This is a genomic window from Streptomyces sp. TLI_146 (assembly GCF_002846415.1).
In the GTDB taxonomy this organism is placed as follows: domain Bacteria; phylum Actinomycetota; class Actinomycetes; order Streptomycetales; family Streptomycetaceae; genus Streptomyces.
Genome location: NZ_PJMX01000001.1, coordinates 2,697,434 through 2,720,054, shown reverse-complemented (window position 1 = coordinate 2,720,054; position 22,621 = coordinate 2,697,434). Strand labels below are relative to the sequence as shown.

22 protein-coding genes are annotated in these 22,621 nt (G+C 71.5%); 12 read left to right on the top strand and 10 right to left on the bottom strand.

Annotated features, from left to right (window positions below):
• The first annotated feature begins 182 nt into the window (after window positions 1–182).
• Window positions 183–1,226 (top strand): zinc-dependent alcohol dehydrogenase family protein, encoded by a 1,044-nt coding sequence (locus BX283_RS12460; RefSeq protein ID WP_101387686.1) that lies wholly within the window; start codon window positions 183–185, stop codon window positions 1,224–1,226.
• A gap of 45 nt (window positions 1,227–1,271) precedes the next feature.
• Here BX283_RS12460 and BX283_RS12455 read toward each other — a convergent pair whose 3' ends face one another.
• A complete protein-coding gene (locus BX283_RS12455) occupies window positions 1,272–2,810 on the bottom strand; it encodes a S8 family serine peptidase (RefSeq protein WP_101387685.1) in 1,539 nt (512 codons plus the stop codon).
• Window positions 2,811–2,947: 137 nt separating this feature from the next.
• Window positions 2,948–4,468, bottom strand: a complete 1,521-nt coding sequence (locus tag BX283_RS12450; protein WP_101387684.1) for a S8 family serine peptidase — start codon at window positions 4,466–4,468, stop codon at window positions 2,948–2,950.
• Between the two features lie 286 nt (window positions 4,469–4,754).
• Between BX283_RS12450 and BX283_RS12445 the strand changes: the two genes are divergently transcribed.
• The 3 genes from BX283_RS12445 (at window position 4,755) to moaA (ending at window position 7,892) form a co-directional block, all read left to right on the top strand.
• Complete coding sequence (locus tag BX283_RS12445) at window positions 4,755–5,120, top strand: DUF485 domain-containing protein (protein ID WP_101387683.1); 366 nt, start codon at window positions 4,755–4,757, stop codon at window positions 5,118–5,120.
• Window positions 5,117–6,751, top strand: coding sequence for a cation acetate symporter (locus tag BX283_RS12440; protein ID WP_101387682.1), 1,635 nt, complete (start codon window positions 5,117–5,119; stop codon window positions 6,749–6,751). Before BX283_RS12445 ends, BX283_RS12440 begins: the two co-directional genes overlap by 4 nt.
• 151 nt (window positions 6,752–6,902) lie before the next feature.
• On the top strand, window positions 6,903–7,892 hold the full coding sequence (moaA, locus tag BX283_RS12435; RefSeq protein WP_101387681.1) for a GTP 3',8-cyclase MoaA: 990 nt from the start codon (window positions 6,903–6,905) through the stop codon (window positions 7,890–7,892).
• Here moaA and BX283_RS12430 read toward each other — a convergent pair.
• Together BX283_RS12430 and BX283_RS12425 are read right to left on the bottom strand one after the other, a co-directional pair.
• On the bottom strand, window positions 7,875–8,123 hold the full coding sequence (locus tag BX283_RS12430) for a hypothetical protein (RefSeq protein ID WP_101387680.1): 249 nt from the start codon (window positions 8,121–8,123) through the stop codon (window positions 7,875–7,877). The two genes, moaA and BX283_RS12430, sit on opposite strands and share 18 nt — an antisense overlap.
• A gap of 177 nt (window positions 8,124–8,300) precedes the next feature.
• Entirely contained in the window at window positions 8,301–8,687 is a 387-nt protein-coding gene (locus tag BX283_RS12425) for a DUF3099 domain-containing protein (RefSeq protein WP_101387679.1), read from the bottom strand.
• 242 nt (window positions 8,688–8,929) lie between these two features.
• Here BX283_RS12425 and BX283_RS12420 point away from each other — a divergent pair, with 242 nt between their 5' ends.
• Entirely contained in the window at window positions 8,930–9,205 is a 276-nt protein-coding gene (locus BX283_RS12420) for a GlsB/YeaQ/YmgE family stress response membrane protein (RefSeq protein ID WP_101387678.1), read from the top strand.
• Between the two features lie 63 nt (window positions 9,206–9,268).
• Here the strand turns inward: BX283_RS12420 and tyrS are convergent, their stop codons facing one another.
• Genes tyrS through BX283_RS12405 form a run of 3 tightly spaced genes read right to left on the bottom strand, consistent with a single transcriptional unit; the run spans window position 9,269 to window position 13,548 of the window.
• Window positions 9,269–10,537, bottom strand: a complete 1,269-nt coding sequence (tyrS, locus tag BX283_RS12415) for a tyrosine--tRNA ligase (protein ID WP_101387677.1) — start codon at window positions 10,535–10,537, stop codon at window positions 9,269–9,271.
• Between the two features lie 54 nt (window positions 10,538–10,591).
• On the bottom strand, window positions 10,592–11,989 hold the full coding sequence (locus tag BX283_RS12410; protein WP_101387676.1) for a metallopeptidase TldD-related protein: 1,398 nt from the start codon (window positions 11,987–11,989) through the stop codon (window positions 10,592–10,594).
• Window positions 11,986–13,548 (bottom strand): TldD/PmbA family protein, encoded by a 1,563-nt coding sequence (locus tag BX283_RS12405; protein ID WP_373979165.1) that lies wholly within the window; start codon window positions 13,546–13,548, stop codon window positions 11,986–11,988. Before BX283_RS12405 ends, BX283_RS12410 begins: the two co-directional genes overlap by 4 nt.
• Before the next feature lie 146 nt (window positions 13,549–13,694).
• Here BX283_RS12405 and fabG point away from each other — a divergent pair, with 146 nt between their 5' ends.
• From fabG to BX283_RS12390, 3 genes are all read left to right on the top strand, one after another.
• Window positions 13,695–14,411 carry a 3-oxoacyl-[acyl-carrier-protein] reductase gene (fabG, locus tag BX283_RS12400; RefSeq protein ID WP_101387674.1) on the top strand — a complete coding sequence of 239 codons (717 nt, stop codon included), beginning with the start codon at window positions 13,695–13,697 and terminating at the stop codon, window positions 14,409–14,411.
• A 4-nt stretch (window positions 14,412–14,415) separates the two neighbouring features.
• Window positions 14,416–15,183: an enoyl-ACP reductase FabI gene (fabI, locus tag BX283_RS12395; RefSeq protein ID WP_101387673.1), complete on the top strand. Its 768-nt coding sequence runs from the start codon at window positions 14,416–14,418 to the stop codon at window positions 15,181–15,183.
• Window positions 15,184–15,348: 165 nt separating this feature from the next.
• Window positions 15,349–15,759, top strand: a complete 411-nt coding sequence (locus BX283_RS12390) for a hypothetical protein (protein ID WP_306822863.1) — start codon at window positions 15,349–15,351, stop codon at window positions 15,757–15,759.
• Window positions 15,760–15,828: 69 nt separating this feature from the next.
• On the opposite strand, the gene BX283_RS12385 is transcribed toward BX283_RS12390, so the two are convergent.
• Window positions 15,829–16,503, bottom strand: a complete 675-nt coding sequence (locus BX283_RS12385; RefSeq protein WP_101387672.1) for a FadR/GntR family transcriptional regulator — start codon at window positions 16,501–16,503, stop codon at window positions 15,829–15,831.
• Between the two features lie 99 nt (window positions 16,504–16,602).
• Here BX283_RS12385 and BX283_RS12380 point away from each other — a divergent pair, with 99 nt between their 5' ends.
• From BX283_RS12380 to BX283_RS12370, 4 genes are all read left to right on the top strand, one after another.
• The gene (locus tag BX283_RS12380; RefSeq protein WP_101392298.1) at window positions 16,603–17,901 is read left to right on the top strand and encodes an MFS transporter; all 1,299 of its coding nucleotides are present in this window, start codon (window positions 16,603–16,605) and stop codon (window positions 17,899–17,901) included.
• 4 nt (window positions 17,902–17,905) lie between these two features.
• A complete protein-coding gene (locus BX283_RS41550) occupies window positions 17,906–18,022 on the top strand; it encodes an SGM_5486 family transporter-associated protein (RefSeq protein ID WP_257582640.1) in 117 nt (38 codons plus the stop codon).
• Window positions 18,023–18,190: 168 nt separating this feature from the next.
• Window positions 18,191–18,397 carry a hypothetical protein gene (locus BX283_RS12375; RefSeq protein WP_101387671.1) on the top strand — a complete coding sequence of 69 codons (207 nt, stop codon included), beginning with the start codon at window positions 18,191–18,193 and terminating at the stop codon, window positions 18,395–18,397.
• 77 nt (window positions 18,398–18,474) lie between these two features.
• The gene (locus BX283_RS12370; RefSeq protein ID WP_101387670.1) at window positions 18,475–18,993 is read left to right on the top strand and encodes a histidine phosphatase family protein; all 519 of its coding nucleotides are present in this window, start codon (window positions 18,475–18,477) and stop codon (window positions 18,991–18,993) included.
• Window positions 18,994–19,077: 84 nt separating this feature from the next.
• On the opposite strand, the gene serB is transcribed toward BX283_RS12370, so the two are convergent.
• Together serB and BX283_RS12360 are read right to left on the bottom strand one after the other, a co-directional pair.
• Window positions 19,078–20,334 carry a phosphoserine phosphatase SerB gene (gene serB, locus BX283_RS12365; RefSeq protein WP_101387669.1) on the bottom strand — a complete coding sequence of 419 codons (1,257 nt, stop codon included), beginning with the start codon at window positions 20,332–20,334 and terminating at the stop codon, window positions 19,078–19,080.
• 466 nt (window positions 20,335–20,800) lie between these two features.
• Complete coding sequence (locus BX283_RS12360) at window positions 20,801–22,312, bottom strand: streptophobe family protein (RefSeq protein WP_373979164.1); 1,512 nt, start codon at window positions 22,310–22,312, stop codon at window positions 20,801–20,803.
• Window positions 22,313–22,621: the final 309 nt, after the last annotated feature.

Here is a 22,621-nt window from a genome sequence, read left to right as displayed (position 1 = left end):
GGCAGTTGACCTCCCCAAGGCCCCGGAGGAGGGAATCCTACGCCCGCAGCCGTGCCGGATTCCGGGCGAGGGCCGTTCCGCTCGGCGCGCAGGCACTCCTGGCACAGGCGTACGGTGAGAGACGGACTCCCCGTACGGCCGGTTCCCGTACGCACCCCGACTGACCAGCAAGGATCTGCCCCATGCGCGCCACCGTCATCCACGCCCCCCACGACATCCGGGTGGAGGACGTGCCCGACCCCGTGGTCCGGTTCCCCACCGACGCGGTCGTGCGGGTGCTGCGGGCCTGTATCTGCGGCAGCGACCTGTGGGCCTACCGGGGCGAGTCCGAGCGGCAGCCCGGGCAGCGGATCGGGCACGAGTTCCTCGGCGTGGTCGAGGAGGCGGGCGCCGAGGTGAACGGCTTCCGGGCCGGGGACCTCGTGGTCGCGCCCTTCGTCTGGTCCGACGGCAGCTGCGAGTACTGCGCCGAAGGGCTCCAGACGTCCTGCCCGCAGGGCGGGTTCTGGGGCTCGGTGGGATCCGACGGCGGCCAGGGCGAGGCGGTCCGGGTGCCGTTCGCCGACGGCACGCTGGTCAAGCTGCCCGCCGCCGCGGCCGCCGACGACCACCTGCTCACCGCCCTGCTGGCCCTCTCCGACGTGCTCGGCACGGGCCACCACGCGGCCGTCGGCGCGGGCGTGAAGCGCGGCTCCACGGTCGCCGTCGTCGGTGACGGGGCCGTCGGCCTCTGCGGCGTCCTGGCGGCCAAGCGGCTCGGCGCCGAGCGGATCATCGCGCTCGGACGCCACCAGGTCCGCACCGACATCGCGCGCACCTTCGGCGCCACGGACGTCGTGGCCGAGCGCGGCGAGGCCGCCGTGGACGCGGTGCGCGAGCTGACCCGGGGCCAGGGCGCGCACGCGGTCATCGAGGCGGTCGGCACCGAGCAGTCGATGCGCACGGCCGTCGAGATCACCCGCGACGGCGGCGCCATCGGCTACGTCGGCGTCCCGCACGGCAGCGGCACCGGCCTCGACCTGAGCGTCATGTTCGACCGCAACATCGCCCTGCGCGGCGGCGTGGCCCCGGTCCGCGCCTACATCCCCGAACTGCTCCCGGACGTCCTGTCCGGCGCGGTCGACCCGTCCCCGGTCTTCGACCTGACGGTCGGCATCGACGGCGTCCCCGGCGGCTACAAGGCGATGGACGAGCGCACCGCCCTGAAGGTCCTGATCAAGCCGTGAGGGCCGGGGCCGGGCGAGTGGTTCCGCCCGGCCCCGCCCCACCCGCTAGCGGACCGCGTCGAGGGCGTTGACGATCCCCGCCCCGTAGAACCCGCTGTGATGCCGACCGCCCTCGCAGACGGCGTCCGCCTTCCCGTCCCCGTCGATGTCGTACGGGTCGGGGCAGGCCGTCGCGTCCGCGCCCTCCTTCAGGAGCTCCTTGATCTTCCAGGCGGGCGCGTGCGGGTGCGCGGACTTGAGCAGCGCGGCCACGCCCACCACGTGCGGGGTCGCCATCGACGTACCCGCCATGTAGGCCCACTTGCCGCCGGGCACCGGGCCCAGGATCAGCCCGCTGGTGGCCGGGGCCTGCGGCGGCTGGTACGCGGTGGAGTCGCCGCCCGGCGCCGCCACGTCGACGACGCCCAGGCCGTAGTTGGAGAACGAGGACTTCAGCCCCTTGGCCCCGGTCGCGGCGACCGTGACCACCCCCGGCAGCTGGGTCGGGATGTCGAGGCACTCGCTCGGGTCGACGGTCCGGTCGCCCGGCGTGGAGTCGTTGGGGCTGGCCGGGTCGGTGATCGAGTCGGCCGCGAGGTCGTAGCTCTCGTTGCCCGCCGCCGCCACGTTCACCGTGCCCTTGGACTCGGCGTACCGGCTGGCCCGGGTGATCGCCTCGACCAGCGCCTTCTGGTCCGGGTCGGTCTTGCAGTTGAAGTACCAGGGGTCGGTGTAATAGCTGTTGTTGGTCACGTCGATGCCGTGGTCGGCGGCCCACATGAAGCCGCAGACGACGGCCTCCGTGTAGAAGAAGCTGCCGCCCTGGGTGGAGACCTTGATGGCGGCGACCTTCACCCCGGGGGCCACACCCGTGACCCCGACGCCGTTCTTGGCCGCGGCTATCTCGCCCGCCACATGCGTGCCGTGCGGGGAGCCGCCGGTGGTGAACGGCCGCCAGGCGCCGTCGCTGGTGTCCGGCGTGCCGCCGATGCAGCTCACCGACTTGGCGCGGTCGAAGTTGGGCGCGATGTCCGGGTGGGTGTCGTCCACGCCCGTGTCGATGACGCCGACGGTCACCCGGGAACTGCCCAGGGTCTTCTCGTGCGCCTTGTCCGCCTTGATGGCCTTCAGGTCCCACTGGAGCGGCTCCAGCGGGTCCTCGCCCGCCGCGGCCCCGGCGGTGGCGGCCCGTACCTCCTCGGCGGTGAGCGTCCTGGGCGTGCCGACGTCGGTCGTCGTCTGCGCGGGCAGCGGCGCGGTCCGGGTCGCCCCGGCCGACTCGACTCCCCGTACCGCCCGCATGGCCTGCGCGAAGCCGGGGTCGGCGGAGTGGACGACGATCACGCCGATCCGGTCGTAGGACTGGACGACCGTGCCCCCGGCCGCCTCGATCGCCCTTCTGACCTTGTCCGTGTGCCCGTACCCCTTGCGGAGGTTGACGACATAGCTGAGCGAGGGCGAGGCGGCGGCCGGGGCGGCCTTGGTGGCCGCGCCGCCCGTCGGCATGGCCGACGCCGTGCCCGGCAGGACCGCGAGCGCGGTGATGGTCGCCATGCCGACGGAGACGGCGAGGGCGCGGTGCGTACGGGAGAGGCGCAACGTCATGGGAGCTCCATGTGGTTGACGAATGTCTCGGTACGTACGGAAAGGAGCGGAGAGGTGCTGTGCGGGAGGTACGCAGACGTGCTGGGCGAAGGGGGCGGGGCGCCGCTCGGCCGCGCCCCGCCCCCCGAGTGGTGCCGCTACTCCGTCACCGCGCTCAGCGCGTTGACGACGCCCCGGCCGTAGAAGCCGTTGACGCGCTTGCCGCCCTCACAGGTGGAGTCCTGGACGCCGTTGCCGTCCGGGTCGTACAGGCCGGTGGGGCAGCCGGGGTTGTCGGCCTGCTCCTTGAGCATCTCCCGCAGCTCCTGGGGCGATGCCCACGGGTTCTTGGACTTCAGGAGCGCGGCGACGCCGACGACGTGCGGCGTGGCCATGGACGTGCCCTGCTTGTAGCCGTACTGGCCGCCCAGGATCGTCGACAGGATCCGGCCGTTCTTGTCCGGAGTGTCCGGGATCTGGTACTTGTCACCGCCCGGCGCGGCCACGTCGATCTGGCCCAGGCCGTAGCTGGAGTAGTACGACTTGACGTTCTGCACACCCGTCGCCGCGACTGTGACGACCCCTGGCAACTGGGCCGGGATGTCCGGGCACTTGGCCGGGTCCACGGTCACCGTGGGGTGCGGCGCGGGCTGGTCGTCCGGGCTGGAGGTGTCGGTGAGGGCGTGCTTGGACAGGTCGTAGTTCTCGTTGCCCGCCGCCGCCACGTTGAGGACGCCCTTGTGCTCGGCGTACCTGCTGGCCCGGGTCACCGCGTCGAGCAGCGCCTTCTGGTCCGGGTCGCTCTTGCAGTTGAAGTACCAGGGGTCCACGTAGTAGCTGTTGTTGGTGACGTCGATGTGGTGCTCGGCGGCGAAGACGAACCCGCAGACCACCGCCTCGGTGAAGAACAGCCCGCTGCCCTGCTCGGCGACCTTGATCCCGGCGACCTTGACGCCGGGCGCGACCCCGGCGACGCCGACCCCGTTGCGGGCCGCGGCTATCTCGCCCGCGACGTGCGTGCCGTGGTCGCTGCCGCCCGTGTACGGCCGCCAGGCGCCCGGCGAGGTGTCGGCGACGCCGCCCACGCAGTTGGCCGACTGGGACGCGGAGAAGTTCGGGGCGAGGTCCGGGTGGGTGTCGTCGACCCCGGTGTCGATCACGCCGACGGTGACCCGGCGGCTGCCCGGGTAGATCTTGGCGGCCTTGTCGGCGCCGATCGCCCGCAGGTCCCACTGGTTGGCCTCAAGGGGCTCCTGGCCGGGCGCGGCCGCCGCCTTCGCCTTGGCGGCCTCGGCCGGGGTGAGCGCCTGGGTGGTGCCCTCCTCGGTGGTCGCCTGCGCCTTCAGGGGCGTCGTACGGGTGGCACCGGCGGAGGTGACGCCCTTGGCCCGGCGTATCTCCTGGGCGAACGCGGGGTTCGTGGAGTGCACCACGACCACGCCTATCCGGTCGTACGAGACGACGACCGTGCCGCCCGCCTTCGCTATCGCCTTCTGCACCCGGGCCGAAGTGCCGTGTCCGCCGGTGGTGTTGACGACGTACGAGAGGTTCGGTCCGTCGGTGGCGGGGGCCGGTGCGGCCGAGGCCGTGCCCGCCGGGAGGAAGCCGAGCGAGGCCGTGAGCGCCAGGCCGGCGGGGAGCACGAGGGCCCGTCGCCGTCCGGATCCCAGATGAGCCATGGGTTCTCCACATCATCCGTGAGAGCCGCCCGGCCGCGGGTCACGGCTGGACGGGTACATGACCAGCGAAGCTATCGCTGATCATGCGGGCCCATCAACGAGTTCGGGCGTCTTGTTCCGAGAAGTTGTGCGAACGCCGTGAAGGCGGTGCCGAGAAAAACGACCGGTCTGAACCGAGACGTGACGCCCTCCGTGCCGTTGTCAGGGGGACCGCCATCACCCGTCCCCGACAGTGAGGTCCCCCTTGACGTCCATCCCCACCGCACCCGCATCGCGAGGAGACTCCGTGGCCACCGACGTGCCACCGCCCGAAGGCGGTATCGACACGCGCCCCGCCCAGCCCCCCACCGAGAAGTTCGTCGAGGTGCAGGCGAGCGAGGAATTCGCCGAACTGCGCCGCACCCACCGCCGGTTCGCGTTCCCGCTGACGGTCGCCTTCATCGCCTGGTACCTGCTGTACGTCCTGCTGTCGAACTACGCGGGCGGCTTCATGGGCCACAAGCTGTTCGGCAACATCAACGTGGCGCTCGTCCTCGGTCTCGCCCAGTTCCTCACCACCTTCCTCATCGCCTGGTTCTACTCGCGGTACGCGTCCGCCAAGCTTGACCCGCGCTCCGAGGCGATCAAGTCCCGCATGGAGGCCGACGCATGAGCGCCCCGTACGCCCACCTCCAGCTCGCGGCGACCCCCACCAGCGAACACCGGCCGCTGATCATCGCGCTCTTCTCGGTGTTCGTCGTCGCGACCCTGGTCATCACCGTCTGGGCGGGCCGCCAGACCAAGAGCGCGGCCGACTTCTACGCGGGCGGCCGCCAGTTCACCGCCTTCCAGAACGGCCTGGCGGTCTCCGGCGACTACATGTCCGCCGCGTCCTTCCTCGGCATCGCCGGGGCCATCGCGCTCTTCGGCTACGACGGCTTCCTGTACTCGATCGGCTTCCTGGTCGCCTGGCTGGTGGCGCTGCTCCTGGTCGCCGAGCCGCTGCGCAACTCCGGCCGCTACACCATGGGCGACGTGCTCGCGTACCGGATGCGCCAGCGGCCCGTACGGACGGCGGCCGGCACCTCCACCATCGTCGTCTCGATCTTCTACCTGCTGGCGCAGATGGCCGGAGCGGGCGTCCTGGTCTCGCTGCTGCTCGGCATCACCAGCGACGCGGGCAAGATCCTCATCGTCGCTCTGGTCGGCGTGCTCATGATCGTGTACGTGACGATCGGCGGCATGAAGGGCACCACCTGGGTGCAGATGGTCAAGGCGGTCCTGCTCATCGCGGGCACCATCCTGATCACCTTCCTGATCCTGCTGAAGTTCAACTTCAACCTGTCGGACCTGCTCGGCACGGCCGCCGAGAACAGCGGCAAGGGCAGCGCCTTCCTGGAGCCCGGCCTCAAGTACGGCAAGACCGGCACCTCCAAACTGGACTTCATCTCGCTCGGCCTCGCCCTGGTGCTCGGCACGGCCGGGCTGCCGCACATCCTGATCCGCTTCTACACCGTCCCCACCGCCAAGGCCGCCCGTAAGTCGGTGAACTGGGCGATCGGCATCATCGGCGCCTTCTACCTGATGACGATCGTGCTCGGCTTCGGCGCGGCCGCGCTGCTCAAACCGGGCGACATCACCGCCTCCAACCCGGCGGGCAACACGGCGGCGCCCCTGGCGGCCCTGGAGATCGGCGGCGGCAGCGGCTCCAACGGGGGCGCGATCCTGCTCGCGGTGATCTCGGCGGTCGCCTTCGCCACGATCCTCGCGGTCGTCGCGGGCCTCACCCTCGCCTCCTCGTCCTCCTTCGCGCACGACATCTACGCCAACGTCATCCGCAAGGGGAAGGCGACCGAGAAGGAGGAGGTCCGGGCCGCGCGCTGGGCGACCGTCTTCATCGGGGCCGTCGCCATCGTGCTCGGCGCCTTCGCCCGCGATCTGAACGTCGCCGGTCTGGTGGCGCTCGCCTTCGCGGTCGCCGCCTCCGCCAACCTGCCGACCATCCTCTACAGCCTCTTCTGGAAGCGCTTCACCACCCAGGGCGCGCTGTGGTCGATCTACGGCGGTCTGACCACGGCGGTCGTGCTCGTCCTGTTCTCGCCGGTCGTCTCCGGCAACCCGAAGACGTCGATGTTCAAGGGCGTCGACTTCCACTGGTTCCCGCTGGAGAACCCCGGCCTGATCTCGATCCCCGTCGGCTTCCTGCTCGGCCTGATCGGATCGCTCCTGTCCAAGGAGGAGCCGGACGCCGGGAAGTACGCGGAGCTGGAGGTCAAGTCCCTCACCGGAGTCGGCGCCCACTAGGCACTCCGTACGGGTACGAGCCGCGGCCGCGTCGTAGGGTCCTACGACGCGGCCGCGCCGTACCTCGTGTCAAACGGCCCCCGCTGTTGTCGGACCTCTCGCGTAGGCTCGGCTGTACAGACCAACCGGCAATCGGGGGAGGGGGCCCACAGTGCTCATCGACACATACGGCCGTGTGGCCACTGACCTGCGCGTCTCACTGACGGACCGCTGCAATCTGCGGTGCACGTACTGCATGCCGGAAGAGGGTTTGCAGTGGCTTGCCAAGCCGGATCTGCTCACCGACGACGAGATCGTCCGGCTGATCCGTATCGCCGTGACCGAGCTCGGCATCACCGAGGTCCGCTTCACCGGCGGCGAGCCGCTGCTGCGCCCGGGCCTGGTCGGCATCGTGGAGCGCTGCGCGGCCCTGGAGCCCCGCCCCCGGATGTCGATCACCACCAACGGCATCGGCCTGAAGCGCACCGCGGCCGCGCTGAAATCGGCCGGTCTTGACCGGGTCAACGTCTCCCTCGACACCCTGCGCCCCGAGGTGTTCAAGACCCTCACCCGCCGCGACCGCCACAAGGACGTCATCGAGGGGATGGAGGCCGCCCGCGCCGCTGGGCTCACCCCGGTCAAGGTCAACGCGGTCCTGATGCCGGGGCTCAACGACGACGAGGCCCCCGACCTGCTGTCCTGGGCGGTGGCGCACGACTACGAGCTGCGGTTCATCGAGCAGATGCCGCTCGACGCCCAGCACGGCTGGAAGCGCGACGGCATGATCACGGCCGGTGACATCCTGGCCTCGCTGCGTACGAGGTTCACGCTCACCCCCGAGGGCGACGACGAGCGGGGCTCCGCGCCCGCCGAGCGCTGGGTGGTGGACGGCGGACCGCACCGGGTCGGCGTCATCGCCTCGGTGACCCGCCCGTTCTGCGCCGCCTGCGACCGGACCCGGCTGACCGCCGACGGCCAGGTGCGCACCTGCCTGTTCGCGCGCGAGGAGTCCGATCTGCGCGCCGCCCTGCGCTCGGGCGCCCCGGACGAGGAGATCGCCCGGCTGTGGCGGCTGGCGATGTGGGGAAAGAAGGCCGGATCCGGTCTGGACGACCCGGCTTTCCTTCAGCCCGACCGCCCGATGTCAGCGATCGGCGGCTGACTCCCACTCGGCGAGCGGCACCACGTCCTTGAGGAACCCGCGTACGCCCAGGAACTGGGAGAGGTGCTCGCGGTGTTCGTCGCACGCGAGCCAGGTCTTGCGCCGCTCCGGCGTGTGGATCTTCGGGTTGTTCCAGGCCAGGACCCATATGGCCGCGGTGCGGCAGCCCTTGGCGGAACAGGTGGGCGCCTCGTCGGCGATCTCGTCACTCACGGATACATTCTGCGCCATGAACCGGGGGTGACATGGCGACGCCGAGCAGCCACGGGGGGAGCTGCCCGGCGTCGGTCCGTCGCTCCGACGGGGGATGCGGAGCGCCTACGCAGTATGTCACGGGGGACCCGGTGTGGTGCACCGTAACTTCATGATTGATCTGAGCTTTTCTTGAGCTTTGCAGACGGTGACGGATCAGGTCTGCTCGCGTGACCACGGTTCGTGGTCAGGGCCCCCGGAGGCCTCCGGAGATTCCGCTGGACCCCCTGCCGGGCCCCCCACCGGAGCCGCCCCGAGCATCGGCCGCGCAGGCGCCGGGATGTACGTCGACGGCAGTGAAGGCACGTTCTCCCGCCCCGCGTTGGCGATCACCACAGCCACATAAGGGAGCAGGGCTCCCAACACCAGGGTCACGATTGCGACAGGGCGTTCGATGTTCCACAGGACGGCCGTGAGGACGACCGACACCGTACGGATCGACATCGAGATCACATAGCGGCGCTGCCGCCCCCGAACGTCCTCGGCGAGACCCTGCCGGGCCCCGGTGATCCGGAAGACCTCGGCTCCGCTCCGCTTCCGCATCAAGCTCCACCACCCGACTCCGCGCCGGACTCTCCCCGGCCCGGACTGTTCACACGGTACGCCCGGTATCCGCCGGGTTCGAGACCGGGGCAGGTCCGGTCTGTGCGATCGACCCGATGCGTACCGCGTACGGACGAGTCCGACATGCGCCGTATGGCGGATGGGTCAACACTGGCTGCGACTGCTCAGGTAGGGCGGAGTGCTCGGCGGAGTGCTCCCCCGAGCGGAACGAGGAGGCAGCCATGGGCTGGTTGTGGGCGATCATCGTGGGATTCGTGCTGGGTCTCATCGCGAAGGCGATCCTTCCCGGGAAGCAGCACAGTCCGCTCTGGCTGACGACCGTCTTCGGCATCATCGGCGCGGTGGTCGGCAACTCGATCGCCCGGGCGATCGGCATCGCCGAGACCAAGGGCATCGACTGGGGCCGGCACGGCCTCCAGATCGCGGCGGCGGTCGTCATCGTCTTCCTCGGCGACATGCTCTACATGGCGCTGCGGGGCAACAAGCAGAGGGCCTAGCGGTACGCCGAAGGGGCGGCCCCACCTGGGAGCCGCCCCCTCGATCACTGCCGTACGCGCAGGTCAGACGCTCTTGACCTCGATCGCGGCCAGGTTCTTCTTGCCCCGGCGCAGCACCAGCCAGCGGCCGTGCAGCAGGTCCTCGGCCGTGACCACCGCGTCCTCGGACGCCACCTTCGCGTTGTTCACGTAGGCGCCGCCCTCCTTCACCGTGCGCCGCGCCGCCGACTTGCTCGCCACCAGCTCCACCTCGGCGAACAGGTCCACCACCAGGCCGAGTTCGGCGACCTCGGCGTGCGGCAGCTCGGAGAGCGCGGCGGCCAGCGTCGGCTCGTCGAGCTCAGCCAGCTCGCCCTGCCCGAACAGCGCCTTCGACGCGGCGATGACCGCCGCGCACTGGTCGGCGCCGTGCACCAGGGTCGTCAGCTCCTCGGCGAGCGCGCGCTGCGCGGCACGCGCCTGCGGGCGCTCCTCGGTGAGCTGCTCCAGCTCCTCGATCTCCGTGCGGGACTTGAAGCTGAAGATCCGCAGGAACTTGGAGACATCGCGGTCGTCCGCGTTCAGCCAGAACTGGTAGAACGCGTACGGCGTGGTGCGCTCGGGGTCCAGCCAGACCGTGCCGGACTCCGTCTTGCCGAACTTGGTGCCGTCGGCCTTGGTGATCAGCGGGGTGGCCAGCGCGTGCACCTCGGCCTCCGGGGCGACCCGGTGGATCAGGTCGGTGCCCGCGGTGAGGTTGCCCCACTGGTCGCTGCCGCCGGTCTGGAGCACACAGCCGTGCCGCCGGTAGAGCTCCAGGAAGTCCATGCCCTGCAGGATCTGGTAGCTGAACTCGGTGTAGCTGATGCCCACGTCGGAGTTGAGCCGCCGCGCGACCGCCTCCTTCGCGATCATCTTGTTGACCCGGAAGTGCTGGCCGACATCGCGCAGGAACTCGATGGCCGACAGGCCCGACGTCCAGTCCAGGTTGTTGACCATGGTCGCGGCGTACGGGCCCTCGAAGTCGAGGAACCGCTCGATCTGGCCGCGCAGCCGGTCGACCCAGCCCGCGACGGTCTCCGGCGCGTTCAGCGTGCGCTCCGAGTTCGGCTTGGGGTCGCCGATCAGACCGGTGGCCCCGCCGACCAGGCCCAGCGGGCGGTTGCCCGCCTGCTGGATCCGGCGCATGGTCAGGATCTGCACCAGGTTGCCGAGGTGCAGGCTGGGCGCGGTCGGGTCGAAGCCGCAATAGAACGTGACGGGACCGTCCGCGAACGCCTTGCGCAGTGCGTCCTCGTCAGTGGAGAGGGCGATCAGCCCGCGCCACTGCAGCTCATCGACGATGTCCGTCACGGTCGTACGTCTCCTAGGTCTGGGTATGAAGGTGCAGCAGCCAGTGTATGGGGGTCAGACGCCCTGGCTGACCGAGCTCATGTTGAAGTCCGGCACCCGCAGGGCCGGCATCGCGGCCCGGGTGAACCAGTCGCTCCACTCCCTCGGCAGGGTCTTCTCGGTCCGCCCGGCCTCGGTGGCCCGCGACAGCAGGTCCACCGGCGACTCGTTGAACCGGAAGTTGTTGACCTCCCCGACCACCTCGCCGTTCTCGACGAGGTAGACGCCGTCCCGGGTGAGCCCGGTGAGCAGCAGCGTCGCCGGGTCCACCTCGCGGATGTACCAGAGGCACGTCAGCAGCAGGCCCCGCTCAGTGGCCGCGACCATCTCCTCCAGGGAGCGCTCGCCACCGCCGTCCAGGACCAGGTTGCCGATCGACGGGGTGACGGGCAACTGAGTGAGCCCAGCGCTGTGCCGGGTGGTGATCAGCCGCTCCAGCCTGCCGTCCCGCATCCAGTCGGTGGGGGCCAGCGGCAGACCGTTGTCGAAGACGGAGGCGTCGTCGCCGGAGGAGTGCGCGAGCTGGAACGGCGCGCACTCCAGACCCGGCTCGTTCGGGTCGCTGCGCAGCGTCAGCGGCAGCCGGGCCAGCTTCTCGCCGAGCCGGGTGCCGCCGCCGGGCTTGGAGAACACGGTCCGGCCCTCGGTGGCGTCTCGCGCGTTCGACGACCACAGCTGGTAGATCAGCAGGTCGGCCACGGCGGTGGGCGGCAGCAGCGTCTCGTACCGGCCCGCGGGCAGGTCGATACGGCGCTCGGCCCAGCCGAGCCGGACGGCGAGCTCCTCGTCCAGGGCGCCCGGGTCGACGTCCTTGAAGTCCCGAGTGGAGCGTCCGGCCCAGGCGGAGCGGGCCCGGTCCGGGGACTTGGCGTTGAGCTCAAGGGTGCCGGTCGGCTGGTCGTGGCGCAGCCGCAGGCCCGTCGACGTACCCAGGTACGAGGACGTCATCTCGTGGTTGGCGAAGCCGTACAGCTCGCGGCCGCCCGAGCGGGCCCGGGCGAAGGCCTCGCCGAGGGCGGGGGCGAACTCCGCGAAGACGGCGGAGGAGGTCTCGGCGGGCGCGTCGGTGAAGTCGGCCGCCACCGGCACGCCCTCGACCAGCGGCTGGGCGTCCTCGGCGGGCCCGGCGCCGCGCGCCGCCGCCTCCGCCGCCCGGACCAGCGGCTCCAGGTCGTCGGCGGTCACGGCGGACCGGGACACCACGCCGGAGGCCGTGCCCTGTGCCCCGTCGACGGTCGCGATGACGGTGAGGGTGCGGCCGCGGGTCACGCCGTTGGTGGTCAGCGCGTTGCCGGCCCAGCGCAGATTGGCGGAGGACTGCTCGTCCGCGATGACGACGCACCCGTCGGCGGTGGACAGCGCGAGCGCCCGCTCGACGATCTCGTGCGGCTTGACGGTCCTACGGGAGCTCATCGCCCGGCCTCCTGCGTCGTGTTCAGAATGTTCACGCCCCGGAACAGGGCGGAGGGGCAGCCGTGGGAGACCGCCGCCACCTGGCCCGGCTGGGCCTTGCCGCAGTTGAAGGCGCCGCCGAGCACATACGTCTGCGGGCCGCCGACCTTCTCCATCGAGCCCCAGAAGTCCGTGGTGGTCGCCTGGTAGGCGACGTCACGGAGCTGGCCCGCCAGCCTGCCGTTCTCGATGCGGAAGAACCGCTGCCCGGTGAACTGGAAGTTGTAGCGCTGCATGTCGATCGACCACGAGCGGTCGCCGACCACGTAGATGCCCCGCTCCACGCCCCCGATCAGGTCCTCCGTGGAGAGCCCGCCCGGGTCCGGCTGGAGCGAGACGTTGGCCATGCGCTGGACCGGGACGTGCCCGGGGGAGTCCGCGAAGGCGCAGCCGTTGGAGCGGCCCAGGCCCGTCAACTTGGCGATGCGGCGGTCCAGTTGGTAGCCGACCAGCGTGCCGTCCTTCACCAGGTCCCAGGACTGCCCCTCGACGCCCTCGTCGTCGTACCCGATCGTCGCGAGCCCGTGCTCCGCGGTGCGGTCGCCCGTCACGTTCATGATCGAGGAACCGTACGCCAGCTTGCCCAGCTGGTCGAAGGTGGCGAACGAGGTGCCCGCGTACGCCGCCTCGTAGCCGAGCGCCCGGTCCAGCTCGGTGGCGTGGCCGATCGACTCGTGGATGGTCAGCCACAGGTTCGACGGGTCCACCACCAGGTCGTACGACCCGGCCTCGACACTCGGCGCCCGCATCTTCTCGGCGAGCAGCGCCGGGATCTGCTCCAGCTCGGAGTCCCAGTCCCAGCCGGTGCCCGTCAGATACTCCCAGCCGCGCCCCACCGGCGGCGCGAGCGTGCGCATCGAGTCGAACTCGCCGGTCTCGCCGTCCACGGCGACCGCGGTGAGCTGCGGATGCAGCCGCACCCGCTGCTGGGTGGTGACGGTGCCCGCGGTGTCCGCGTAGAACTTGTTCTCGTGGACGGTGAGCAGCGAGGCGTCCACATGGGCGACCCCGTCCGCCCGCAGCAGCCGCTCGCTCCAGTCGGCCAGCAGCGCGCTCTTCTCCTCGTCCGGCACGGAGAAGGGGTCGATCTCGTACGAGGAGATCCAGGTCCGGTCGGCGTGCACCGGCTCCGGGGCCAGTTCGACGCGCTCGTCCGAGCCGGCCGCCGCGATCACCTGCGCCGACAGCTTCGCCATCGCCACGGCCTGCGAGGCGACCTTGGCGGCGGCGTCCATGGTGAGGTCGACGCCGGAGGCGAAGCCCCAGGCGCCGCCGTGCACCACCCGGACCGCGTAACCGAGGTCCGTGGTGTCGGACGAGCCCGCGGGCCGGGCGTCGCGCAGCCGCCAGGCCGCGCTGCGGACCCGCTCCAGGCGGAAGTCGGCGTGGTCGGCGCCGAGCGCGCGGGCCCGCGCGAGCGCGGCGTCGGCGAGCGCCCGCAGCGGCAGCGCGGTGAAGGCCGCGTCGATGGAATGAGGCACGGATGTCTCCTGTCGTGTGAGACCGGTCGCCCCGATCATGTCGCGGTTCGGGGCCGCCTGCCTATCCCTTTCTGTAGGGACCCCACAGCGCTTTCCGTACGCCACTGTCACAGGTCGATTCCCCGTACAACGGCCGGTACCGATAGTTTGCGGAAGTACGAAACCGCTATCGAAAGGGTGATCCGTTGAGCCGCTCGGTTCTCGTCACCGGAGGAAACCGGGGCATCGGCCTCGCCATCGCCCGCGCTTTCGCCTCCATGGGCGACAAGGTCGCGATCACCTACCGCTCCGGGGAGCCGGACGCCCTCCAGGAGGAGGGGTTCCTCGCCGTCAAGTGCGACATCACCGACGCCGAGCAGGTGGAGCAGGCCTACAAGCAGATCGAGGAGGCCCACGGGCCCGTCGAGGTGCTCGTCGCCAACGCCGGGGTCACCAAGGACCAGCTGCTGATGCGGATGTCCGAGGAGGACTTCACCTCGGTCCTGGACACCAACCTCACCGGCACCTTCCGGGTCGTGAAGCGCGCCAACCGCGGCATGCTGCGCGCCAAGAAGGGCCGCGTCGTCCTGATCTCGTCCGTGGTCGGCCTGATGGGCTCGCCCGGCCAGGCCAACTACGCGGCCTCCAAGGCCGGTCTCGTCGGGTTCGCCCGCTCCCTCGCGCGCGAGCTGGGCTCCCGCAACATCACTTTCAACGTCGTCGCACCCGGCTTTGTCGACACCGACATGACCAAGGTGCTCACCGACGAGCAGCGCACCTCGATCCTCTCCGGGGTGCCGCTGGGCCGCTACGCGCAGCCCGAGGAGATCGCGGCCGCGGTCCGCTTCCTCGCCTCGGACGACGCCTCGTACATCACTGGTGCCGTCATCCCGGTTGACGGCGGATTGGGCATGGGTCACTGATCACATGAGCGGAATTCTCGACGGCAAGCGCATTCTGATCACGGGTGTGCTGATGGAGTCGTCCATCGCCTTCCACGCCGCGAAGCTGGCTCAGGAGCAGGGCGCCGAGGTCATCCTCACCGCCTTCCCGCGGCCCACGCTCACCGAGCGCATCGCCAAGAAGCTCCCCAGGCCCGCCAAGGTCATCGAGCTCGACGTGACCAACCAGGAGCACCTGGACCGGCTCGCGGGCCTGGTCAAGGACGAGCTCGGCAGCCTCGACGGCGTCGTCCACTCCATCGGCTTCGCCCCGCAGGACGCCCTCGGCGGCAACTTCCTGAACACCCCGTTCGAGTCGGTCGCGACGGCCATGCACGTCTCGGCGTTCTCGCTGAAGTCGCTGACCATGGCCTGCCGCCCGCTGATGAGCTCCGGCGGCGCGGTCGTCGGTCTGACCTTCGACGCGCAGTTCGCCTGGCCGCAGTACGACTGGATGGGCCCGGCGAAGGCCGCCCTGGAGGCCACCTCCCGCTACCTCGCCCGCGACCTGGGCAAGGAGGGCATCCGCTGCAACCTGGTCTCGGCGGGCCCGATCGGCTCGATGGCCGCCAAGTCCATCCCGGGCTTCACCGACCTGGCGGACGTGTGGAACACCCGCTCTCCGCTGGAGTGGAACATGGCCGACCCCGAGCCCACCGGCCGCGCCATTGTGGCCCTGCTCTCGGACTGGTTCCCGAAGACCACGGGCGAGATCGTCCACGTCGACGGCGGCGTGCACATGATGGGTGCCTGAGCCTTCTCTTTCGGAGGCCCTGAGCCTCTCGCTCCACACGGCCGCCCTCCGTCCGCTCGCGCGGACGGAGGGCGGCCGTCGTGCGTGTCGGGCCAACTCCCCGCAGACTGATCGAAGCGGACAAGCCGGGCAGTCGGCCGGGGAGGAGGTGGGGCGGTGCGGCCCTTGCGTACGGCCCAGCGCCGAGCCGTCGCCCTGGCGGCGCTGCTCGTCACGGCCCTCGCCGCACTCGCCCTTCCCTCGGTCGTGCGGGCCGCCACCGCCGACGACCCGGCCCCGGTCGCCCCGCCCGCGCCCTTCGGGGCCGACTGCCGGACCTCGGTGCGGGGCTCGCACGTCATCGCGTACTGCCACAACCCGTACCCCGACACCGACCGGGTGCGGCTGCACACCGAGTGCGCCCGCTGGTGGGACATCGACGCCGACGCGGCCCCGGTGGAGGTCGCGCCGGCGCAGACCGTACGGCTCACCGACCGCTGCTGGAAAGAGGTGCGGGCGGTGTGGGTCACCCATGAGAAGCCCGGTGCACCGCCGGCGCCGGAGCACCGGCGTGGTGCGGTGCCGAGCACGTCCTAGGGGCGCGGTGAACCGCGCGGCCGGCCACAGACGACCCGCAGCCGAAAGCGCTCCGGCACAGCGAAGCGTTCACATGCGATCGCTGAGGCAGACGAACGCATGGCCCGCGGCCTCCGCGGCAGCGGATTCCGCGTCGCCCGCCCGGATCGCCTCGACGAGCCGGGCGTGGTCCATATGGTTCTCCGGTCGCAGCTCACGGCCCACGTCGTCGCGGAGCCAGTCGCGCAGCAGGTCGCCGAGGTCGGCGTAGAGCTCGGTCAGGACGTCGTTGTGCGAGGCCGCGACCATCGCCAGGTGCAGCGTGGCGTCGGCGGCGACGAACGCCTCCGCGTCGCCCGACTCCCAGGCCTCCTCGCGCCGCGCGAGCAGCGCGTCCAGCTGGGCCAGATCGCGTTCGGTGCGCCGTTCGGCCGCCAGGCGGGCCGCCGACGACTCCAGGGTGGAGCGCAGCTCGGCCACATGGCGGGGATCGGCGTCGGCGAAGCGCCGGTGCATCACGCCCGCCAGCTCGCTCGTCGCGACCACGTACGTGCCCGAGCCCTGGCGGATGTCGAGCAGCCCGTTGTGCGCGAGCGCCCGGACCGCCTCGCGGACCGTGTTGCGCGCCACCCCCAGCTGCTCGACCAGCTCGGGTTCGGTGGGGATGCGCGATCCCACCGGCCACTCGCCCGAGGTGATCTGGTTGCGCAGCTGCGCGATCACCTGGTCGGCGAGGGCGGACCGCCGGGGAGAGCTCAGCGCCATGGCGCTCCTTGTGTTCGTGGCCGTCGTCTCGCGGCCATCATCTCGTGACCGCCCAGGCGATTGGACAACCAATCATCCCATGATTCTATGATGGTGCGCATGGCCGACGACGAGACCCGCACCCTGAGCCCAGCGCCGGGCACCACACCCCCCGCCTCCATCGAAGCCCCCGCGGCCCCGCGCACGGACGGCCGCGCGTGGAGCACCCGTCTGGTGCTCGTCGGCCTCGTCCTCGCCGCGCTCAACCTGCGCCCCGCCATCACCAGCCTCGGGGCGCTCTTCGAAGAGGTACGCGACGGGCTGCACATGAGCGGCAGCGTCGCCGGTGTCCTCACCTCCGTACCGCCGCTCTGCTTCGCCGTCTTCGGCGTCTTCGCCCCCCGCCTCGCCCGCCGCTTCGGCCCCGCCGTCGTCGTCTGCGCGGGCATGGCCGCGATCGCCGCGGGCCTGCTGCTGCGCCCGTTCGCCGGCGGCACCCCCGGCTTCCTCGCGGCCAGCGCGCTCGCCCTTATGGGGATAGCCGTCAGCAACGTGCTGATGCCGGTGATCGTCAAGCGCTACTTCCCGGACCGCGTCGGCTCCATGACCGGCCTGTACTCGATGGCGCTGGCGGCCGGCACCGCCCTGGCCGCCGCCGCCACCGTCCCGGTCACCGATGTACTCGGCGGCAGCTGGCGCACCGGCCTGAGCGTGTGGGCGCTGCTCGCCGCCGTCGCCGTACTGCCGTGGCTGCTGCTCGTCCGCGACCGCACCTCCCGTACGGCCGGAAAGCCCTCGGCCGTGCGGGAGGACGCGGAGGCGCCCGCCTTCAAGATCACCCGCAGCCGTACGGCCTGGGCGCTCGCCTGCTTCTTCGGCCTCCAGGCCACCGCCGCGTACATCACGATGGGCTGGATGCCGCAGATCTTCCGGGACGCCGGGGTGTCCGCCGGGACCGCCGGCGTCCTGCTCGCGGTGACCATGGTGATGGGCGTGCCGCTCGCGTTCGTCATCCCGCGCGTCGCCACCCGGATGCGCAACCAGGGCCCGATCGTCGCCGTCCTCGGCGCCTGCGGCCTCGCCGGCTACGCGGGCCTCTACTTCGCCCCGGCCGCCGGCGCCTGGGCCTGGGCGCTGCTCCTCGGCATCTCCAACTGCGCCTTCCCGCTCGCCCTCACGATGATCGGGATGCGCACCCGCACCGGCACCGGCGTGGTGCGGCTCTCCGCCTTCGCGCAGTCCACCGGGTACCTCATCTCCATCCCCGGCCCCACCCTGGTCGGCGCCCTCTACGACAGCAGCGGCGGCTGGGGCCTGCCGATCGCGCTGATGGCGGGCCTGATGGTGCCGCAGATCGTCGTCGGTTCGCTGGCGGGCCGGGACCGGACGGTGGAGGACGAAGCCGGGATGCGAGACTGAGCGCATGCCTGTGCTCGACCCGAACCCCCAGAACGGTCAGAAGAAGCTCCTCATCGTGCTCGGCGCGATGCTGGCGATCACGGTGGTCATCGCCGTGATCGCGACGATCGCCTCCCCCTGACCTGCGCCGACGCACCCCATGGTGGTGCTGGCCCCCCTATCCCCTAGGGGGAAAAGCCCCGGGGTAAGTGGGTGGGTCACCCGATGGGCTCCGGGCTCCCCCTTCCGTAGGTTCGAAGTACGTCAGCGAGACCACGTACTTCACCTTTACGGATTTACGGAGGCGGCCATGTCGGCCCGTACGCACACCCGGTCCACCCAGCCGGCCACCGGCCGCGCCGACTTCCGGCTCCCCTGGTGGGGCGTCGCGCTCCCCACCGTCGCCTTCGTCGTGCTGCTGGTGCTCATCACGGGCTCGCACGACGCCGAGGCCGCATCGGGGGACTCCTCTATCAGCCACCTCATGGACCGCATTCAGCACTCGCTGTCCCGGTGAACACCCTTGTCAACCCTGGCGCGAGAGCTCATCGGGACCCTGCGCCCGATGGCGTGATTCGTGCGAAGCTGGTGGGCATGAGCGTCGACACACCCCGCAGGATCGTCCTCCTCCGGCACGCGAAAGCCGACTGGCCCCAGGTGTCCGACCACGACCGGCCGCTCGCCGACCGCGGCCGCACGGACGCCCCGGTGGCCGGGCGCAGGCTCGCCGAGACCGGAATCGCCCTCGACCTGACTCTCTGCTCGACCGCGGCCCGTACCCGCGAGACCTGGAAGCTGGCCGTGCAGGAACTGCCGCACCGCCCCAGGACCGTGTACGAGGAGCGGCTGTACGAGGCCTCGCTCGGCGAGCTGCTCGCCCTGCTGAACGAGACGCCGGACGACGTCGACAACGTCCTCCTGGTCGGCCACAACCCCGGGATGCACGCCCTCGCCGACGCGCTGGCGGGCGAGTCCGAGTCAGACGTGCTGCCGAGGATGAACCGCAGCGGCTTCCCGACGGCGGCGTTCGCGGTGGTGGCGTTCACCGGCTCGTGGAAGACGGTGGAGCACGGCGTGGGCAGGCTGACGGACTTCTGGGCGCCGCACGAGTAAGGCGTACGTAGGTGACGAGTGGGCCCCGGAGCGGAGAACCGCTGCCGGGGCCTTGCCGCTGTCCGGGGCCGGGGGAGCGGGGGACTAGTGGGGCAGGTCGACGGAGCCGTCGGCGGCCTCGACCTCTTCCCGGGTGATGCCCAGCAGGTAGAGCACGGTGTCCAGGAACGGCACGTTCACGGCGGTGTCGGCGGCCCGGCGGACCACCGGCTTGGCGTTGAACGCGACGCCCAGACCGGCCGCGTTGAGCATGTCGAGGTCGTTGGCCCCGTCGCCGATCGCCACGGTCTGGTCGAGCGGGACGCCCGCCTCGGCCGCGAACTCGCGCAGCAGCCGCGCCTTGCCGGCCCGGTCCACCACGGCCCCGGTGACGCGCCCGGTGAGCTTGCCGTCGACGATCTCCAGGGTGTTGGCGGAGGCGAAGTCGAGCCCGAGCCGCTCCATCAGGTCGTCGGTGACCTGGGTGAACCCGCCGGAGACGACGCCCACTTGGTAACCGAGCCGCTTGAGCGTACGGATCAGGGTGCGGGCGCCGGGGGTGAGCCGCACCTCGGCGCGGACCTTGTCCACCACGGACGCGTCGAGCCCCGCGAGCAGCGCCACGCGCGCGTGCAGCGACTGCTCGAAGTCGAGCTCGCCCCGCATCGCCTGGGCCGTGATCTCGGCGACCTTGTCCTCGCATCCGGCGTGCGCGGCGAACAGCTCGATGACCTCGTCCTGGATGAGCGTGGAGTCCACGTCCATGACGACCAGCCGCTGGGCGCGGCGGTGCAGGCCCGCCGAGACGACGGCGACGTCCACGCCGAGGGCCGCGGCCTCCGTGGCGAGCGCGGTGCGCAGGGGCTCGGTCTCGGTGCCGGAGACGGCGAACTCGACGGCCGTCACGGGGTACTTGGCGAGGCGGAAGATACGGTCGATGTTGCCGCCGGTCGCGGTGATCGTGGCCGCTATGGCCGCCGTGGACTCGGCGGTGAGCGGGTGTCCGAGCACGGTGACGTGCGAACGCCCGCTGCCGCGCGGCCGGTTGTCGCCGGTACCGGAGATGATCTCGGCCTGGAGCCGCAGCGACTCGGCCCAGCTGTGCACGGTGGCCCGCAGCTCGCCCTCCGTGCTCACGGTCGGCTCGGTGACGAGCGCGCACAGGACGATACGGCCACGGGTGACGACCTGCTCGATGTCGACGACGTCGACGGAGTAGGCGGCGAGGGTGTCGAAGAGCCCGGCGGTGATCCCCGGCCGGTCCTTGCCGAAGATCTTGACGAGCAGGGTCGGCGTGTCCGCGTCCAGCAGGGGCACGTCGGGGTTCTGACCAGCGGGGCGAGGGGGCTGAGAAGCGCTCATGGTGCTTCCACCGTATAGGCCCACCACGGCCCCCCGACGCCCTGTCCCGCCCACCGGACAGCTGAGTCCCCCCAGAAACCCAAGATGACAGCGGAGCGAAACCTGCTGGTCACTCAGGGGTGACGGGGGAGTCGGCCCGGGGTTCGTCTGCGGGTGGGTGGAGGGCTGGTTGCGCAGTTCCCCGCGCCCCTTTTTGGCCCGGGGTTCGTCTGCGGGTGAGTGGTGGGTTGCTCGCGCAGTTCCCCGCGCCCCTGAGATGCGCCCCTGCGGGGCGCCCAGGGGATTGCCGCGGAGCGGCATCTTCAGGGGCGCGGGGAACTGCGCGACCAGCCACGCACGGTCCGCAGACGAAGGGGGTCCGGGGCGGAGCCCCGAAGCGGGGTGCAGGGGCCGCAGGCCCCGCGAAGGGGGTCCGGGGGCGTAGCCCCCGGGAAACCACCTCCACCCCACCCCACCCCCGGAGGGTTCAGGGAAGGGGCGGGGAGGGGCCATCCCCCCGTAGATACGGGTTCGTCTCATCCCCCAACGGCCGATACACCGGCGACGGCGCATAGGGCCCGGCCCGCCCGTACACCTCCTCCGCGGAAGGCCCCACCGGCCCGGAACCGGCCGAGGCCGAGGCCAGCGGCGCGGCGCGCCGCCCCGCAGCCCCCACCCCATGAGCCAGCAGCGCCCCCAGGCACCCCGCGACCGCCCCCCACCCCGCCCCCAGCACCAGCGCAAGCCCCGCGTTCCCGTGCAGCTCCACCCCCGCCCCGAACGCGTTGAACCCCAGCACGGACAGCGACGCGTCCGCGGAGACCCCCGTCAGCCACACCAGCAGCGGCAGCGCGACCGCGGTCGCCACCCCGAGCCCCACCGCGCACCGCCCCGCGAACGCGCCCCCCGACAACCCCCGCACCGGCGTACGCGCCGCAGCGAGCACCCCCGCGTACAGCATCATCACGCCCGTGGCGACCGCCAGCAGCCACACGCGCCCGTCCAGCTCGGCCAGCCGCCCCAGGCTCACGCTCTGGTCGTCCTTGAAGCCGAGCAGCTTGTCCAGCGGGTCCGGCAGCACCTGCACCAGCGCCCCCGTGGCATGGCCGCTCCACGGGACGAACAGGCCGAGCGGCAGCGCCAGCCACACCCCGTTCGGTGCGCCGAGCAGCGCGGCGCCCGCGATACGCCCGGGATGCCCGTCGCCCACCATCGCGTACGCGGCCGCCGCCAGGCCCGCCACCACCGCCAGCAGAACCACCGCGACCAGCGCCGACGCGGCGGGGCGCACGATCCGGTGCAGCCACTCCCAGCCGCGCGGCAGCGGGGAGCGCCGCGAGGCGAGCAGTGCGACCAGCAGCACCCCGAGCACCCACAGCACCGCGCCCGCCAGCGAGTCCGCGGTGTTCACGGTGAAGCCGACCTGCGCCTTGGCGTCGGCGAGCTTGCCGAGCCGGTCCGGCAGCAGCCCGCCGATGTCCCCGAGGTCGCCCAGGTCGCCGAGCCCGGGGATCGACACCCCGCCCCCCGGCGACTTCCCCGTGTCGAGGCCGAGCGCCCCCCCGTCGATGGTGACCAGGTCGTGGCCGGCCCAGGCCAGCCCCGCCACCACCCCGGTGAACAGCACCACGACCCCGGCCGCCCGCGCCGCGAGCTCCGTACCCGGCAGCACCGCGCCCGCCGCCCGCAGCGAGCGCAGGAAGAAGAAGGCGAGCAGCACCGCCCCGGCGAGCGACACCCCCAGTGGCGTGATCTCGACGGCCGTCTTCGCCTGCGCACCCGTCAGACCGAACGCCGAGACGTCGCCCGACGGGGTGACGGAGCCGCCCGCCCCGAGCACCACCACGGCCGCCGTCATCGGCCCCAGCGCCCCGGCCGCGTCGGCGCCGAGCAGATGCAACCCGAGGGCCGCCGTGCCCGCCATCGCGACCAGCGCCCAGCTGACCGAGGCGAGGGAAGCCAGCAGGACATCGGCCCAGGGAATGCCTTCGGGCGCCACCGCGGCCCCGGTCGCACCCGGTGTCCCGAGCCCCCCGGAAGCCCTCTTCCCGCCCCTGTCGCCCCTGCTCATCAGGCCCCCCGGGATTGGTCCAAGTTGTCCCATTCGCGCATGATCCGTACGCAGTCATGGGTGCTTACTACTTTCCGGGCGCGTTTCTCCTGAGTCAACGGCGCACGCGTACACGGCTGTTGCTGGACTGCAACAGGTCTGTGCACGTTATTCACAAGGGCCGGGTTTCGGATACGAGCCCGGGCCTGAAATAGTTCCCCACGATGTTCGCCATCCCTAGACTCCCTGTATCGGGGG